Source organism: Mesorhizobium sp. M0715, from assembly GCF_040320355.1.
GTDB lineage: Bacteria > Pseudomonadota > Alphaproteobacteria > Rhizobiales > Rhizobiaceae > Mesorhizobium.
Genome location: NZ_JAMYPL010000002.1, coordinates 195481 through 211133 on the forward strand (window position 1 = coordinate 195481; position 15653 = coordinate 211133).

General features: G+C 56.2%; 10 protein-coding genes and 2 tRNA genes. 1 reads left to right on the plus strand and 11 read right to left on the minus strand.

Features of this window, described 5'->3' with window-relative positions; all coding sequences use genetic code 11:
• Positions 1-65: 65 nt before the first annotated feature.
• On the minus strand, positions 66-1028 hold the full coding sequence (locus tag NKI21_RS02815; RefSeq protein WP_352864430.1) for a sugar-binding protein: 963 nt from the start codon (positions 1026-1028) through the stop codon (positions 66-68).
• 557 nt (positions 1029-1585) lie between these two features.
• Here NKI21_RS02815 and NKI21_RS02820 point away from each other — a divergent pair.
• The gene (locus NKI21_RS02820; protein WP_352864433.1) at positions 1586-2710 is read left to right on the plus strand and encodes a LacI family DNA-binding transcriptional regulator; all 1125 of its coding nucleotides are present in this window, start codon (positions 1586-1588) and stop codon (positions 2708-2710) included.
• A 74-nt stretch (positions 2711-2784) separates the two neighbouring features.
• Here NKI21_RS02820 and NKI21_RS02825 read toward each other — a convergent pair whose 3' ends face one another.
• The 10 genes from NKI21_RS02825 to NKI21_RS02870 all read right to left on the minus strand — a co-directional run bounded on the left by NKI21_RS02825 (position 2785) and on the right by NKI21_RS02870 (position 15546).
• Positions 2785-5325 (minus strand): DEAD/DEAH box helicase, encoded by a 2541-nt coding sequence (locus tag NKI21_RS02825; protein ID WP_352809557.1) that lies wholly within the window; start codon positions 5323-5325, stop codon positions 2785-2787.
• Entirely contained in the window at positions 5322-6302 is a 981-nt protein-coding gene (locus tag NKI21_RS02830; RefSeq protein WP_352864436.1) for a DNA methyltransferase, read from the minus strand. Before NKI21_RS02830 ends, NKI21_RS02825 begins: the two co-directional genes overlap by 4 nt.
• A 206-nt stretch (positions 6303-6508) precedes the next feature.
• Entirely contained in the window at positions 6509-7141 is a 633-nt protein-coding gene (locus NKI21_RS02835; RefSeq protein WP_352864439.1) for a DNA methyltransferase, read from the minus strand.
• A gap of 671 nt (positions 7142-7812) precedes the next feature.
• Positions 7813-7895, minus strand: a tRNA-Arg gene (locus tag NKI21_RS02840).
• A 283-nt stretch (positions 7896-8178) separates the two neighbouring features.
• Positions 8179-9024, minus strand: a complete 846-nt coding sequence (locus NKI21_RS02845) for a hypothetical protein (RefSeq protein ID WP_352864442.1) — start codon at positions 9022-9024, stop codon at positions 8179-8181.
• Between the two features lie 510 nt (positions 9025-9534).
• A complete protein-coding gene (locus NKI21_RS02850; RefSeq protein WP_352864445.1) occupies positions 9535-11118 on the minus strand; it encodes an RNA-directed DNA polymerase in 1584 nt (527 codons plus the stop codon).
• Between the two features lie 712 nt (positions 11119-11830).
• Entirely contained in the window at positions 11831-13702 is a 1872-nt protein-coding gene (locus tag NKI21_RS02855; RefSeq protein WP_352864448.1) for a DEAD/DEAH box helicase family protein, read from the minus strand.
• Positions 13703-13951: 249 nt separating this feature from the next.
• The gene (locus NKI21_RS02860) at positions 13952-14347 is read right to left on the minus strand and encodes a hypothetical protein (RefSeq protein WP_352864451.1); all 396 of its coding nucleotides are present in this window, start codon (positions 14345-14347) and stop codon (positions 13952-13954) included.
• Positions 14344-15369 carry a tyrosine-type recombinase/integrase gene (locus NKI21_RS02865; RefSeq protein WP_352864455.1) on the minus strand — a complete coding sequence of 342 codons (1026 nt, stop codon included), beginning with the start codon at positions 15367-15369 and terminating at the stop codon, positions 14344-14346. The genes NKI21_RS02860 and NKI21_RS02865 overlap by 4 nt, the downstream gene beginning before the upstream one ends.
• A gap of 100 nt (positions 15370-15469) precedes the next feature.
• Positions 15470-15546, minus strand: a tRNA-Arg gene (locus NKI21_RS02870).
• Between the last annotated feature and the right edge of the window lie 107 nt (positions 15547-15653).

Genomic DNA, 15653 nt, shown 5'->3' on the forward strand with positions numbered 1-15653 from the left:
CGTGCGGTTCGTCAATGCGAGCAGCCGGCCCAAGCGACGTTGAGCCGGCTGAACTGCTTCAAGTCTTATTTTCCGGCCATCGCCTTCAGGTTGGCGGCGTAGGCGTCGACGTCATCCTTGCCGATGATCTTGGTCGGGATGATGATGAGGTTGCCTTCCGGGATGCCCGACTTGTCGCCCTTGAGATAGGCAGCCATCAGCTTCATGCCCTGATAGGCCCATTCGAAGGGCTGCTGCACGACGGTTGCGGCAACGGTGCCTTCCTTGACGCCGCCCAGCGTGATCGGATCGTCATCGAAGCCGACGACGGTGATCGAGCCGAGCTTGCCGGCGTCGCGCAGCGCTTCATAGATGCGCGGCGTGTTGTAGGAGTAGAAGCCGACCATGCAGGTGACGTCGGGGCTGGCGACCAGCGCGTCCTCGACGTTCTTCTTGGCGCGCGCCTGGTCGATGTCGTCGCCGCGCACGTCGATCAGCTCGATCTTGGTGCCGGCCAGGCCGTCCTTCATGCCCTGGATGCGCTCCTTGGCATTGTCGGCGCCGAGCAGGCCGACGAAGCCGAGGCATTTGCCGCCATTGGGCATCGCCTTCTTGGCGATTTCGGCCGCCTGCTTGCCGGCATCGACGTTGGACGAGCCGATATAGGCGACGCGCTTGGTCTGCGGTGCGTCAGAGTCGGTGGTGAACAGCGCGGTTTCCGAAGCGATCTTGTTCAACCCATCGGTCGAGGTCTTGGGATCGACGGCCGAGACCATGATGCCCTTGACGCCGGCGGTGACCAGATCGTCCATCAGCCGCTGCTGGATGGCGACCGAGGACTGCTCGGGATATTTGAGTTCGAGCGTATAGTCGGGCAGTTCGCCCTGCGCCTTCTTGACGCCGGCTTCGGCGGCCTTCCAGAAATCGGAAGCGCCGTTGACGACGAAGGCCAGCGTCGGCTTGTCTTGGGCGCGCGCGATTGCCGTGGCCGACAGGCCAAGCAGCAGCGCGGCCGCGGCTACGGATGCATTGCGTATCAAGGATTTCATGTTCAACCTCCCGTTTGGCTCAGTCGTTGGACCGGCCGATCTTGCACTGACCTGATTTGCCGTTTGCAGCGTGGACGCCCTCCTCCTCAAAGGGGTTCCCGGCACCGAAGAATGGCGTCGTTCCAGCCACGATCATGGACCTTAGAGACTCATCCTTCGTTCGTAAATAGTCCGATTTGTCTGACATATCACATATCCGAGACAAGGCTCGCGGAGGTAGTATCCGCTCGCCACCGGGCCATTTTTCGTACTCTCCCGCCGCCCCGAACCCACCGGCCGGACGCGACGGATTGACGGTACAGCGCATTTTTGTATTAGTAAACAGTATTAGTTCCGAGCCAATGCCGGCGGTTGCGCGGCGTGTCAAACGCCGAGCCGTGGCCATCGCTGGCCCGCCGCCCAACCCTTTTGTCATTTGAGTCTTGGCTTGTATGGAGATCCATGGCGGATGGACCTCCGGCATACTAATAGTTATAAACGACCTTGACGATATCTCTATAAATCGACGGCGTCAGCCATCTTGCCGGCCTGACCGGCCCGCCAGACTGGGATTTGCCATGAGCGAGACGACGGATCGGGCCAGCGACACGGCGAGGCGGCGCAAGGCGCCGGCCAAGGGCGCCAAGGGCCGCGTCACCATGATCGATATCGCCAGGGCGGCCGGCTGCTCGCAGGCGACCGTTTCCTTCGTGCTCAACAATTCGCCGGGGATCAAGCTGTCGCAGCAGACCCGCGAACGGGTGATCGAGGCCGCGCGGACGCTTGGCTACACCGCGCCCGCTTTCGAGGCACTTCACCCGGCTTTGCCTGCCTTCGAGGGGCCCGCCTTCGAAGGACTCGACGGGGTGATCGGCTTTGCCGTCGACCAGCTCGCCACCAGCCCGGAAGCCGTGGTCGCCATCGAGGGCGCGCGGCAGGCCTCATGGAATGCCGGCAACGTGCTTCTGGTAGCGCAGACGCTGGGCGATTCCGTCATGGAGCCGCGCGCCATTTCAGCGCTGACCAAGCGGGGCATTTCGGCGCTGATCTACATGACCATCTTCACCCGCGAGATCACGGCGCCCGATTACCTCTACGGCCTCGACATCCCGGTGATCCTGCTCAATTGCTACACGGCGGACTATGCCTTCCCTGCCGTGGTGCCGAGCGAGATCGCCGGCGGCCAGAGCTCGACCCGCCATTTGATCAGCCACGGCCACCGCCGCATCGCCACCATCACCGGCGAGCCGTGGATGCAGGCGGCACAAGACCGGCTGAAGGGCTACCGCCGCGCGCTCGCCACCGCCGACATTCCGTTCGACCCGGAGCTGGTGGTCGAGGGCGACTGGTCGGCCAGCGCCGGCTACGCCGCGACCGTCAAGCTCTTGGCGCTAAAAGAGCGCCCGACCGCCATCTTCTGCCAGAACGACCGCACCGCGATCGGCTGCTACGAAGCGCTGAAGGAAGCCGGCCTGCACATTCCCGGGGATATTTCCGTGGTCGGCTACGACGACGAGGAAATCGCCCGCCACCTCTTCCCGCCGCTGACCACCTCGATCCTGCCGCACATGGCGATGGGCCAATGGGCGATCGAGCAGCTGGAGGCCCCGGCGCCCCCTGGACGGGGGCGCTATCCGATCACCAAGCTGGAATGCCCGCTGGTGGAAAGGGAGAGTGTAAGGGGGGTGAGGGGAGTGGGATAGGCGCCCTTGGTCCGAAGCGGCCAAACTGTGCGTGTTGGCATCAGTCCCATCGAAACGCGCGCTGACATTCTCGCTTAATCGTAAACTAGGCTGGCCAGATCAAACGCGCCAGTCGACACAAACCGGTTCACCCTGTCGTCAAACAAAAGACGTACCGGCAAATCCTCGCCATGAACCGTTCCCCAGAACACCTTGCCATAGGTCGAATGGTCGACTCGCGCCTTGATCGTGTTGCGATCAGACTGCAAGCGTCCCGTTTCACCGTCATCCTTGACTTCGATCAGCGCGATACCATCGGGTTTCGAGCGGCGCGCCACGCCCACAGCAAAATCGGGGAAAAAGTTGCTGCCGTCGGGCAGCACCAGTTTTGGCGCCCATTTGGTGTTTTCTGTGCAGCGCAGCCACCATAAAATTGTGCCGCTGCTGTCCTTGTCGAGCAGCCGGGCAAATGCGCTTTCCGGGCGATTCATGCCAGAGGGAAAGATGCCATGTGCGGCTTTTTCGGCACGCTGCAATCCCTCAACGTCAACTAAGTTCAAGGGGATCCGATCTCCGTCTTCAACCGTCATGCGCAGACGTTGCGCCGCACGCACGGCGTCACGCATCGCTTGCTGTTGCTCCAGCGCAGCGAGCGCCACGCCGCGCCTGAGCATGCGCTCGTCGGTCGGCACGGCTCTTTCATCCGCAGCGCGCTCCAGCGCCCGCAAGATCGAGCGCTTCAGGTCGCGCGGATCGATTTGATCGTTAAACTGGAAGGCTGCCTGAGCCAAATCATCAACGCGAGCAGCAGAGATCGGCACATTCAGCCGCTCCGACAGCTCGCTGCGGTTCTGGAACAACTCGCGCAGTCGCAGTTCGCCGGCTTTTCCGCGTTCCAGCAGGTAGTCGGCGATGGGAATACGTTTTACGAATTCACGGCCAACTATCTCAGCGAAGTCGGCGCCGGCTGCCTGGATAGCCGGCAATTCTTCTCGTTTCATCGTTTCGGGCAGACCCAGGTCGATGCGCAGTCGATAGAGCGTCGCGCGACTCCGCGCCGGGCTACCTCCACTTTTTACTTGCTGCTGCTGGATCGGCAGATCGCCGAACAAGTCGCCCGCCACGCCCGCGTCGACAGCTTTGAGCAGCCGCTCCTGAAATTCGGGGGGTTCGTTGCGCGCCGAGGGAAACAGCACACCCTGTTCCACCAGTTGGTCGATGCGCTGAGTTCGCTCCTCGCTTGAGTACAGTCCTTCCCCACGTATCGCCTGGATGTCCTGCAATACCGGCGCGCCGCTGCCGAACTGCACGACGTTCAAGTGGTCGGTGATCGTGTCGATGGACTCTCGCACGGCCTTCAATTCAGCCACCGCCGCATCAAGGCCGCCCTGCAATTCCGGGTCGGTCAGCACCACAAAGCCGTTGTCAAGCAGGGGAACCGTCTTGTGCAAATGCCGCACTGCAGGATGCACACGCATAATGCGCCCTACTATCTGTAAGCCGAATTGAACGCCGCGGTTTGGTCGCACGGAAACCAGCGTCCAGGCGCGCGGCGCGTCAAAACCGGTCGCGACAGCCACCTTGAAAATCAACACCTCTACATCGGGATCATGGGCGAAGGCATGGAAGTCAGGGTCCGGCTTGCCTGACGTGTGCGACTTGATCGCGGCGGCAGGCACGCCAAGCTGTACAAGCTTTTCGCGCACGCGTCCGACAGGGTCAGCCTGGCCCGTCTTCTGGTCTTCGACCTGAACCAGCATCAGGGGCGTAACGGCGATACCACGATCGGACAGTTCGTTCCTAATCTTCTTGTGGCGCGCCCAGCCGGCGGCGAACGCGGCCTGTTCAGGATCGACCAGCTTGCTGTCTTCCTCACCAAACGTCACAATGCCCAACACAAGGCCGATCTTGTTCAGTCCCGCGTCGACCACCGCCTGACGGTCGACGACCACCCGGCTTTCAACACGTATGCCCGCCTCTTTCTCAAAGGACTCCAGCTTTTCGTCATTCGGCGTCGCGGTGGCGAGAATTGTCGCGTCAGGTTTCAGCACATTCAGATAGAATTCGGCTGCGGCGTGGGCTGAGGTGCCGAAATTCACATGCGCCTCGTCAATAACCACGCCGATAGAAAAGCCCTTGTCGCGCAGTTCGCTGATCAAATCGTCAATCGAGCCGGAATCCTCGGCCCGTCGGCGCACCTTTCGCGCGTCGGCATTGTTGGCAGCGACGGTCGCCCAGGTCTGCACAAAAACATCGCCGTCGCGAGTGCTTTCCGCTGTCCTATCCTTGGCAACCTCACGCAGGCGCAGCGACGGGCATTGCGCTGACAACGCGTCCTTGGTCTGCTCGACCAAGCCGACAAACGGGGTGAACCAAAACCAGGCGAATTTGCCAAGCACCGCGCCGCGCAGGCTTTCCAGGGTCCGGCCAAGGATCAAAGTCTTGCCGGCGGCGGTAGGCGCCTGCAACAAGACCACGCCAAGCTCACGTGCGATTATCTCGCGCTGCACTGGATTTTCGACCTGCAACCCGGCAATGCGCCTGACCGTGTCGCGAAGCGCGTCGCGCGCCTTCGACTGGTAGCCTGCGAGGGTATGCAGCGTGTCGCCAGCCCTTCTTGCAGGCTCGGCGCTCATTGCTGGAATCTTTGTTTTAGAACTTCGCGCACCGCGCGCAACTCGATCGTATCAGGAAGATCCCATTCGCGGATGGCGCCAGGTGTCCACGCGTAAACAAATACGGGCCGCCCCGCAGGCTGCAGCTCAAGGAAGACGCGCAAAGCCTGATCCGGCTTGTCGGCAAAAACCAACGTCGATTCGTCGCTTTCATGCGCATTGAACGGTGCGTCCGCGTCAAACACGGTCAGCGGCAGGCCGTGCATGGCCTCGACCGCCGACCACATTTCCTGCGGTTCGACGTCATAGTCGAGGTCTTCGAATTCAACCTCGCGCATGCGCAGATAGGCAAAGCCGGCGGAAAGCTCGGTATGTTTACCCTCCTCCAGTCGGTTCAAGCGACGGATACGCTCGGAGGTTACGTCGCGGGCGAGGTTCTTGTCGGGCTCTTCCTCAGTCTTTTCGGTGGAGGAAACCAGGATGAAACGTCGGTCGCCGCCATCCTCGGCGTTCAGTTCCATCACCGCCTGGCCGGTCGTGGCCGAACCTGCAAAAAAATCTAGCACCAAATCGGCGGGACCGGTGGACTGGCGGATCAGTTCGCGGATCAGCGATACGGGCTTAGTATAATCAAATATCTTCTGGCCAAATATGTCCTTAACAGCCTTCGCACCCTCGCTATTAGTACCCACAATAAGATTGGTCAGCTCTTCAGTCACTGTCGCCTTTTCCTTTTGAGGCACAATCCAAGAGGAAATTGGCTGGGATGCTCGTTTCAGTTCCTTTTTGTAGCGCTTAAATGAGGGAACACCGAACCCAACCTTTCGCCCGACCCAGAACTCAAGATCAGGCAGCCCGGGACGTAGCAGAGGGGATCGACCGCTCATCGGCACATCGCCAATCTCCATAGCCCTTCTAAGTTCCTCTATCGAATTCCACTGCTCGACGCGCTGATCATCTGGGAAGTAGATTTGTCCTAGAGCAATCCACTCCTCCATATATTTTGTTTTTACTTTTGATTTTGTTGTTGCTCGCTCACGAGAGGTAAAGGCCCATACGCGATTTGGATTGCAGGGATACCATATATCGGTGTTTGGGTCCCTGATCGGATAGTAAGCTAAGCCAGCCCTAGGGTTATCATACGAAACAGCAACGGTAAGATCACTCAGACGATAGAAATCATCCTTCTTCTCGTCAAAATACTTTACATTGCATAGGTTTTTTCGGTCCCTCCAAATTTGAAAGCCGAGTTGGCATAAACCAAAATGGGTTCATGGTTAGAAGTGAAGAAATGCTCGCCGCCCTCGTTCCCACCAATTCGAGTCCGCCAAGTAAAACTCCCCACCCGCATCCCGGGCAACGCCTCGTCCATCAGCATTTCAAGCTTGGCGCGGTTGTCGTCGTTGATCGACACGAGCAGCACACCATCTTCGGTGAGCAGGTCGCGCGCTAGCGTAAGCCGGCGATATAGGAATTCGAGCCAAGTTGAGTGCCGGTAGCGATCATTGGCATCCACATAGTGGTCGTTATAGACCCAGTCCTTGTTGCCGGTATTGTAGGGCGGGTCGATGTAGATGCACTTCACGCGGCCGGCATAGGCCATGCGAAGCCAGCGCAAGGCGTCGTAGTTGTCACCCTCGATAACCAGATTTTCCCACGGAGCTGGGCGTTCGCTCAGTTCTTTGTCCAAGGTCGCGACGACGAAGTTCTCATCGACGGCCAGATCGGCTTCGATGTCGTCGCGTTCCCACACTAGACCGTACCGGCGCTCGCGATCACGTTTTTGCAGAATCCGAACCAGCTGCTCGCGAGTCAGGTCGTCATATTTTCCAGCCATTCGAATCGTCTTGTTGCTCTCTGCTCGGGCCTTGCCCGATCATCCTCTGCGTCACAATAAGACAATTCTCACTCCGACCGTTACCGCTTGCAGTAGCCAGTCTAGGCGAACATTGACTATGCATCTCATCCTTGGGGGGAAATTAACCGGTGTGGTCGCTTTTGCAATGCGCAATAAGCAAATTCGCGCTGAGGAGCGCGCGGATCTGCGGCCGTGGGGGGGGCCTCGGTCTTCGGCGCGGAAATATTGCATTTGCGATGACCTGAAGGCCTCTGGCGGAGTGGTCATATCGGCTGCTATGTACGGCTAGGTGGAAGTGTGTCGATAGATTTCCTATCGCAGCGAATAGGCCGTCACATAAGCATTGCGCTGAGCTTTGTATTTGATTTGGCTCGGCCACTACTACGCTGCGCCAGAAACTAAAATGGGGGGACGAAATGCCACGCAAACATAAGATTTCAGCATCTGCCTTAAATATAAGACTGCACCCGCACACTGCCTGCTTCTGATTTACTCGTTTCTTCTAATGATTGCGGCAGCGCTCGCGGTCTATCGATTGGCGCTTATCAAAGATCCATCAGACGGTTAACGTAGAGGGACGTGGGTTTATGCTGCGAGCCATGAGATGCTGCGATCCTGCATCGAGGCAAGCTGCAGATTCTCCTCGTCTGTGGCGCACCCGACAGGATTCGAACCTGTGACCTCTGCCTTCGGAGGGCAGCTAACTAGCGGTGGCAACCAAACATAGAACTGCTTGCATCCCAGAAATAACTCATTCGCTACAACCGGTTGACGGAACAGAGCTACCCCCGGTTCGTATACCTCGTCAAGGTCGTAAGGCCCGAATTTGTGACAGAAGGTGACCTGGTTGTGACCGACCGACTATCGAAAAGCGATGGCACGGGGGGACAGCCGACTTGGTCATTTATTGATACCCTCACGAAAAAATTCGTCGTTTTCCTGATCCAGGTTCAACTGCTGGGCTTGTACGCTTGAAGAAAGAGGGTGAAGCGAAGCACGCTGATCTCGTCAGGTCCCTATGTCGTCTCGCTTCCAGGAGCTTCTGCGGGACTCGACAATTTGGCGATAAGCACATTGGGAGGCGAGCGTCCAGAAACGAGTAGCAGGAGCGAGCCCAGAATCATAGGTACGCCCAAGGCGATACCCATCAGCCAACCGTAGGATTGTGAGAGGGCTGACAGCTTCTGGTCCACTGCAGCCATATCTTCCTTAAAGAAGGTCCCCAGTACGATGAATATTGCCCCACTAAGCAGTAGGTAAACGCCAACGATGGTCCTGCTTCTGGTAATTAGTATAGTCTTATTAGCGCCTGAGGCACGGAGTGAACCCATGCCCAATTGTCCTGCATTTTCGATCTTAGGTAAATCAATTAGAGTGCCACTGATCAAGGCATTTCCCTTAGCCGCAGTATGTATAGCTCGTGTAATAACGCCTTGACCAGGATTTAGAAATGAGAAACTTAATAGAAACGACCGACCATCATCACTGACAATTAGAGTTGGGTCGTTGTCTGGCATGCTTGATGCAGCTACAGTCGCTTCCAATATCTCTCCATCGCCATTCAATTCGATCTTGATTGGCCCATGTTGGGATATATCCGTTGACCGAACTGCGGACCTACCGCTGTTCCAGATCGCAACGTGCGTCAGTGAAACGCGAGGGACTTTCTTGTCCCCGTACAACACAGATACATTGTTCAGCAGAGAGCTTCGACCAGCGTCGAGCAATCGTATGCTGGTTTGCTGATATAGAAGACGTCCCTTCGTGCGTCGGAAGATAGTGTAGATCGCAACCGCAATGCCGAGGGTGCCTACCAGAACCCCGACCCAGCCTTGGTTGAAGAAGCCTAGAATTGCGCTCATCTTAGTCAGCCACCCGTACCCATTCCAGAGAGCCCACTGTCACATTTGACCGACACAGAGGCGAAGTAAAGCCCGGGCATTGAGCGCCTAGGTGGACAAACTGAATGAGCGCCCCCTGTCTCAATCGCATGATGTCAATCGCCCTACATGGCCTTTGCCCTACAGGATGAAAGGCAACTTGTGAAAGACAGACGCGCGGACGAAGACGGCACTGTCCCCCGCCCTTCTTCGGTTTCCCCGCCGCCAGAGCGGCTGTAGGTTCGAATAATAGCAAAGCTGGATACGGTGGTGTACAGCGCCGACGCTCCCCCAGCGCCGCTAGCATGTTCGATGCAAGGAGCACCGCAAGGCGAAAAGACCGAGCGGGGCAGGTTCTGGTGCCTTCGGAGGCCACGCCTAATCGCACGGAAGGGCTTAGTCGATGATGAACGGCGCTACCAAGATAAGCTGCATGAATCCGAGGGAAGCTTACCGGGCCACTGGTGCAAGCCCTGGCCAACGTCCGATCAGTCACTTCTTCATTGCGATAGTCAGCAGTGAATGAAGTTGCCCGTGGCCTGCCCATGTTGCCTTTGCATTCGAACGCTCCACTCCTGGCCAAAAACGGGATGATGCATAGATCGCAGCCTGAACGTAGTTTGAAACTTGCGCATAGAGGGTCCGAAGACTGGTCCTGCGAGCGTGATCGCCAAACCTGCCCACATAATATGCAGCCACAGCACGCAACGCGTCATGCCGGGTTCCGTCCTTAGCAATGTCTAATGCAATCTTCACTTCGTCATCAGTAGGCTCAGAAGCTTGCATCATGGCAGCGATGAGCCACATGCGTTGCCAGTCGGCAAGGGCCTCATCGGCTGCCAATCCCACAACAAAAGATCTGAGGTCCTTGTTCTCAAGGAACTTCGCTAGATATGACGAATAAATTTGCGCCATCGACGGTCGCCGCTTGAATGCGTCTTTAACGTGCTCCACGGCATGATCCGATCCGGCCTTTGCAAAGAGCGGTAGGCAGAACCTCTCAACGTTCTCTTCCTGTCCAGGGTACTCGTCCATTGAGTCAAACAGAGACATCGTTGCCGCTAGCTCGATCGGTGTTTCCTCAACTTCTTCCTGTTCATCTTCGCCTGCATCTTCCTCGTCCTCTGACTCCCATTCTGACTGGAACCCATAGTCCGCATCAAAGTCTTCGTCATCGATTTGGTCCGCGATCTCATCTACCGCCGCCTGAAACAATGACTCCAAATCGGGTTCCATGGTATAAAGCAAAGTCTTTGGTATAATCTTGCACTTACTTTCATTTAGCGAGAGATCATAGCTTCTCAACGCCGGAATCAAGTCCCGCAGAATGCGATCCGCGTGCTCAACAGAGTCGACGAAAATGTACAGATCATCTACATATCTTGCCGAATGCAATTTCATGTCCTTAAGTATTCGATCTATCGGAGCCATGTAGAAATTGCCAAGAAGGTCTGACGGGAATATTCCTTGCAGGATTCCCCTTGAACTCCGCTCTCCGGTGAAGCTTGTAAGTATGGCCTCTAATCGGGACGAGTATGATTTTTCGAACCCGGAGTCGTTTAGGACGTTGATTAATGTGTGGAGATTAATCGAACTAAAGTAGTTAGCAATATCAAGTTTGAGAACGTACTGCACGCTCTTATCCTTGACACTCACAGAAAGGGAGGATTGAAGGTCGTTCCAGCACTTTCTCGTCGACAAAAACATTGCGGGACTATCCTCGTCCGCCAGTTGGTGGCTGAACGACCGGGCATTATCTAGAGACTTTCCGATAACGGCTGTCGATCTGTCCGCTAGTGCCTGGTAAAGCAGGCGGTCTTTCGGAAGCAATATGCTACCAGACCGCGAATATGCCGGGCCTAAGCGCTTTGTGGACTCTACAGGTATCCGGAATGATTTGGGAACTTCCATAGATATAGGGATACCCGGTGTGAATTGGCCGGCCTTTATATCCGCGGAAACAGCTTCCTTGAGAGCATCACCAGCCCGTGCATAGATCAGGCTAAGATGCGGAGCGTATATGAAGTCCGATTTCACGTCATTCAAAATACGCTTAATCGATAGGTCGAGATCCATTTTAGCGAATGCCGCACTCTCCATTCCGAAGGCTCGCCTAGTTTCACATCTGCCATGTCCAAGTCCCCTGAAATCCCACAGAGCCTCCATATACCTGATGTCGTTAGGACAGCAACTGGCAACACGGACTAACACGTGGCATTCTTGGGACGGGAAAAATTGGGCTTAGTTGCGAATTTGCTTTGTGAATAGATAGATACAGATGCGCGGACGTGGACGGGGCACTAGGCCCCGCCCTTCACTCGGTTCTCTCGCCGCCATAGCGGCTGTAGGTTCGTATAGTAACAAAGCTGGATCAGGTGATCTAAGTCCCTGGCGCTTGCCAGCGGCTCTATGTGATCAACCTCCCACTGCCGATAGCTCTCCCAAGACATGCCCATTCGGAACTGTGCCGCGATATAGTCACGCAGTTCGGAATGAGCGCAGCCTAGCGCAAAGGCGGGGCTGGCACGGCCGCTGAGAGCCATTCCGGTGCGGCGGAGTGTGTTCCTGTACATCCGAAACGACGGGTCTCTAACGCCCCTAAGATGCTCGCGTTGACGTGCTTGCTGCGCATTGCAAGTGACGCACTGTCGATTGCTGACGAAGCGTCCAGCGCGATGGCCTTCTCTGCACGAGTGACCTGTATAAAAACGAGAAAGGCCGCTCATGGCGGCCTCATTTCTGCTCAGCACGATGGGCGTGCCAACACTCTGTAGTGACATTCAATCTCCTATTGTTTGATGAAATACGCCTCCTTCCCGCGTCCAGTTTGGGAGTGGTAATGGACCCCATACGCCTCAAGCTTTTTAGCTAGCCCAGACTGTTGCTGGCGTAGTTTGGCCGTGATCCGTTCCAAGCTGGAGGGATTGATCCGTAGCGTGTTCACGATTTCAGATTTTGAGTAATAGCCGGGGTCAGCACTCTCGAAGTGATCGGCCAATTTGATCTCTGTCGGGATTTTGCGAGCCTTCCGCTTGGTTGCTTTTGAAGGCCAGCTCGCTAGCCGTATGCCGGGCATCTGGTCTTGGATTGCCCGTACAACGGCCGCTCCTGTGTTTCCGCGTGGCAAGAGCAGGTAGATGTCCGTTGGCTTGCAGTTGCCATCGGCATCGATCGCGTTTCGGCATTGGATGCGGTTTATGGCCTGGACCACGCTTCTGGCTATGAAGCCATCACTCAGGGCAGTCCGTATATCCGCATAGTCCTTGTACTTGCGGCTTCCTAAGAACCATTCGTCTGACTGTCGGCCTTGATGAGCAATGAACCTCTGAGCCGGCTCAATATCGTCCAGATAGGGAAGCCCGAAGAGAATGGCAGCCTCGCAGCTATTCCAATCATTTCTGCCATCAAGGTTGCCCCAATTATCGAACTGGACACTTCCGTCCTTAGGTCCGTATGGTTCGATAGAAGGCCGAGCATCCTTATGGGCACACACGAGAATGCGCTTTCCGGATAGTCGCTCTGATAGATCACCCCAGACGGTCGACCATTCTTTCCCTGCATGTTTCGCAAGATGTTCCTTGCCGACCTTATGGCCGTATGAAACGTGTAGGGTCACATTCCGGTAGGTTCGGATTCCGGGTGGTCGAGCCAGCACATCAACATGTTGCCTCATGATCGAATATACGGGATCAATGCCCGCTGTGGCGTCTAGGATGACGCCTCGCATTCCATCTACACCGATGAGCGATCTGGCGCTGTGCAACTGGGTCCGTCCACCGCGTCTGCTCGTCCACGCGTGGCCAATACGAGCGATAGTTTGCAACTGATCTAGTTGCTCCAGATATTGAGGCTTGGACGATCTCTCAATGCGTGAAGCCGGTTCGCTTTTCGTAGCCGGTCTGTGCTCATTTAATTTGGCAAATGCATCGTCCGAGGTGCCGGCAATGCCTGCCCTCAATCCGCTGAGATCAATGCTTGCTAAGATGTCGAAGCACTCAGCATCCAGCACTCGATCAGATCGACCAAGGTCTGTATCCGTGAGCCGGATCGAAAAAGTAAATAGTTGCTCGGCGGCAGCTCGCAGTTCGCCATGCATGGCCCTCGCAAGATCCCCGGACATTGACCGCAGATTGCTAGCGCTCAGGCTGTAGTTATCAGCCCAGTCGAAGGCCTCGTCGATCACTACCCAGTCACGTTTGCCACATTCGTAGCTCAGCAACCTATTTGCCTTGTGGTTCAAGCCAGTATCAGCAATTTCCTTTAGAGCCAGCCGATAGGAGGCATGTGTGGTGACAACCACTGGAGCGAAGGCGAGCTGATCGTTAGTTGCCGAAGCCTCTTGGTGGAAAGGTCGAGCCATCTTCCACCTAGCAAGCTCGTTGATCCCCTCTGACAGCCTGTTCGCTTCCTCTCGGAACTTTGTAACGATCAGTACGCCGGGGTGCTGTATTTGGTCCTGTATTGAGCACAGAACTTTTAGGGCTTGAGTCTTCCCCGATCCGGTAGGCTGCTGGATCACCTGCCAGCGCAAGGTGTTCCTGTCACACCCGCTTATGGCTTGTGCGAGTTGTTGCCATCCTTCTTCAAGGGCATTGGAGTCAGTGAGTCCAAGGGTTTCCGTCCAATAGCTTTTCATTCGTTCTGTAAAAGGTGTAAGCATCTGCTCCTTTCTCTTAAGACAACAAAAAAGGCCCACCGGCACACAATCCGGCAGGCCCAAATCTGAAAGTCCCGCAGTTAGCTCTTAAAGATTATTTAGGGACAAGTGAGGGAGTTTACGGGGGCGGAAGGCAGCCCCTTTTGTTCCTTATAGGGAGGAATGAAGCAGCTACGCTGCCCCAACAGGCCCATTCTGATTTTCCACTTATGAGGGAAAGCGAAAATAAGGCTTTCCAAGGATAAGCTGCTATCACCTGGACGATCTCGGTAGTTCCAAACATTCCCCCATTCCGGCAGTGGCTGCAACGGTCCAGGCCATGGCGCGGATATTGGCACTTAGCGCTAGTAGGAACTTCAAATCGCTCGGGCCATAGGGAACGGGCATCACCTCCCGCAGGTAGATGTCGGTTGACCTCATCCTGGCATCCAACTTCGCTATCGCAACAGACACCATAGGCTTTTCACGAAGCCAACCTTTCTGGGCGATGCACATAACGATTAGAGAAAGCTGGGTCCCGTCTTGATAGCGAAGTGACGCGGTTATGACGTCCTTATGCTCGTCTGATGGGATCAATCCAAGCTGAGACAAACCCAGCTTTGCCAACTGGGCAACGTAGTCAGGCATCACGAGTGCTGTGTTCGTCATGCCGCCACCTGCTGGCTGGCTTTCCTAAGTTTAGCAACGATATCTTCCGGCTTGAGATGCGTGTACCGGAACAGCATTCTTGGGTCCTTGTGCCCGCTGATGGCTGCGACCTCTGGTACGTTCAAGCCTAGCTCAAAAAACCGGCTTACAGCCTCATGCCTGAGGTCGTGGAATCTCAAATCCACAATGCCCGGCTTGTCCTTTGCGGCTCTGCGCTTGCACCTTTCCCATGCAAGGCGGAACGCATTTGCCGAGACCGGAAACAGTCGGTCGTTAGTTGCCGTATCCATCATGCTTCGCAGTATGACCACTGCGTTTTCAGACAACGGAATGGTGCGCGGAATGTCGGTCTTTGTTTCCGGTATCGACAACAGGCCATTGGCTAGGTCGAGGTCCGCACGGCGTATGTTTAGAAGCTCGCCACGACGCATCCCAGTCTCGATCGCAAGCTTGATACCCGGCTCCAGCCATTCTGTCCGGCCATCTGCACAAGCAGCCAACAGCGCCGCAAACTCATCAGCATAAAGCCGCCTGCTACGTCCGCTAACTGCCTTGGGCTTGCGCACGCTGGCTACTGGATTTGCATGTAAGGGTATGTCCCATTCACGCCGTGCGACCTCAAACACGGTGCGCAACAAGCCGAGTTCCCGAATAACCGTTCCGGCTTCTACCTCTCTTAGCCTGTTGTCTCTGTACCGGGTGAATACCTGCGGCGTGATCCGAGCTAGGGTCAGTTTCCCCCAGTCGTATCGTAGGAAAACCTCTATGCGTTTGGCTTCCGATGCATGGCCGCGCTTGCCCGGTGTTACATCACTCACGTAGCGGCGTAGTAGGTCTGCAACGGTTGTACGTTGTAAGGTGGATGGATCGTAAGCCAGCGCTGACCGGTCCAGCTCCTGTTCAGTCTGTCGTACCCATCTCAGCGCGTCAGCACGGTTGATGAAGGTTTTGCTTATCGGTGTATGCCCAGTGCGGCGGACCTGTGCCTGCCATTTGTCGTTTCGCTTGCGTAGAGACGCCATCGGCGCTGCTCCTTGTGACCAGATTGTGACTGGTTGCTTTGAGGAGCATTTCAAGGAATGAAGCAGTCGCTCGAAACCCTTGCTTTATAAGGGTTTGAGATGGCGCACCCGACAGGATTCGAACCTGTGACCTCTGCCTTCGGAGGGCAGCGCTCTATCCAGCTGAGCTACGGGTGCTTTCCGGAATCCGGAAAACGAACCAGCCGGTGAACCGGCAAGTCACGGCTTCTTAGCGGAAGCAGGCGCGGGCTTCAACGGGCAATTGGAGATTGGCGCAGCGACTT

Coding starts and splice junctions, on each gene's coding strand:
- NKI21_RS02830 (WP_352864436.1), bottom strand. CDS start 6,302: ATGGAGGAGTGGATTGCTCTAGGACAAATCTACTTCCCAGATGATCAG.
- NKI21_RS02835 (WP_352864439.1), bottom strand. CDS start 7,141: ATGGCTGGAAAATATGACGACCTGACTCGCGAGCAGCTGGTTCGGATT.
- NKI21_RS02825 (WP_352809557.1), bottom strand. CDS start 5,325: ATGAGCGCCGAGCCTGCAAGAAGGGCTGGCGACACGCTGCATACCCTC.
- NKI21_RS02845 (WP_352864442.1), bottom strand. CDS start 9,024: ATGAGCGCAATTCTAGGCTTCTTCAACCAAGGCTGGGTCGGGGTTCTG.
- NKI21_RS02865 (WP_352864455.1), bottom strand. CDS start 15,369: ATGGCGTCTCTACGCAAGCGAAACGACAAATGGCAGGCACAGGTCCGC.
- NKI21_RS02850 (WP_352864445.1), bottom strand. CDS start 11,118: ATGGATCTCGACCTATCGATTAAGCGTATTTTGAATGACGTGAAATCG.
- NKI21_RS02820 (WP_352864433.1), top strand. CDS start 1,586: ATGAGCGAGACGACGGATCGGGCCAGCGACACGGCGAGGCGGCGCAAG.
- NKI21_RS02855 (WP_352864448.1), bottom strand. CDS start 13,702: ATGCTTACACCTTTTACAGAACGAATGAAAAGCTATTGGACGGAAACC.
- NKI21_RS02815 (WP_352864430.1), bottom strand. CDS start 1,028: ATGAAATCCTTGATACGCAATGCATCCGTAGCCGCGGCCGCGCTGCTG.
- NKI21_RS02860 (WP_352864451.1), bottom strand. CDS start 14,347: ATGACGAACACAGCACTCGTGATGCCTGACTACGTTGCCCAGTTGGCA.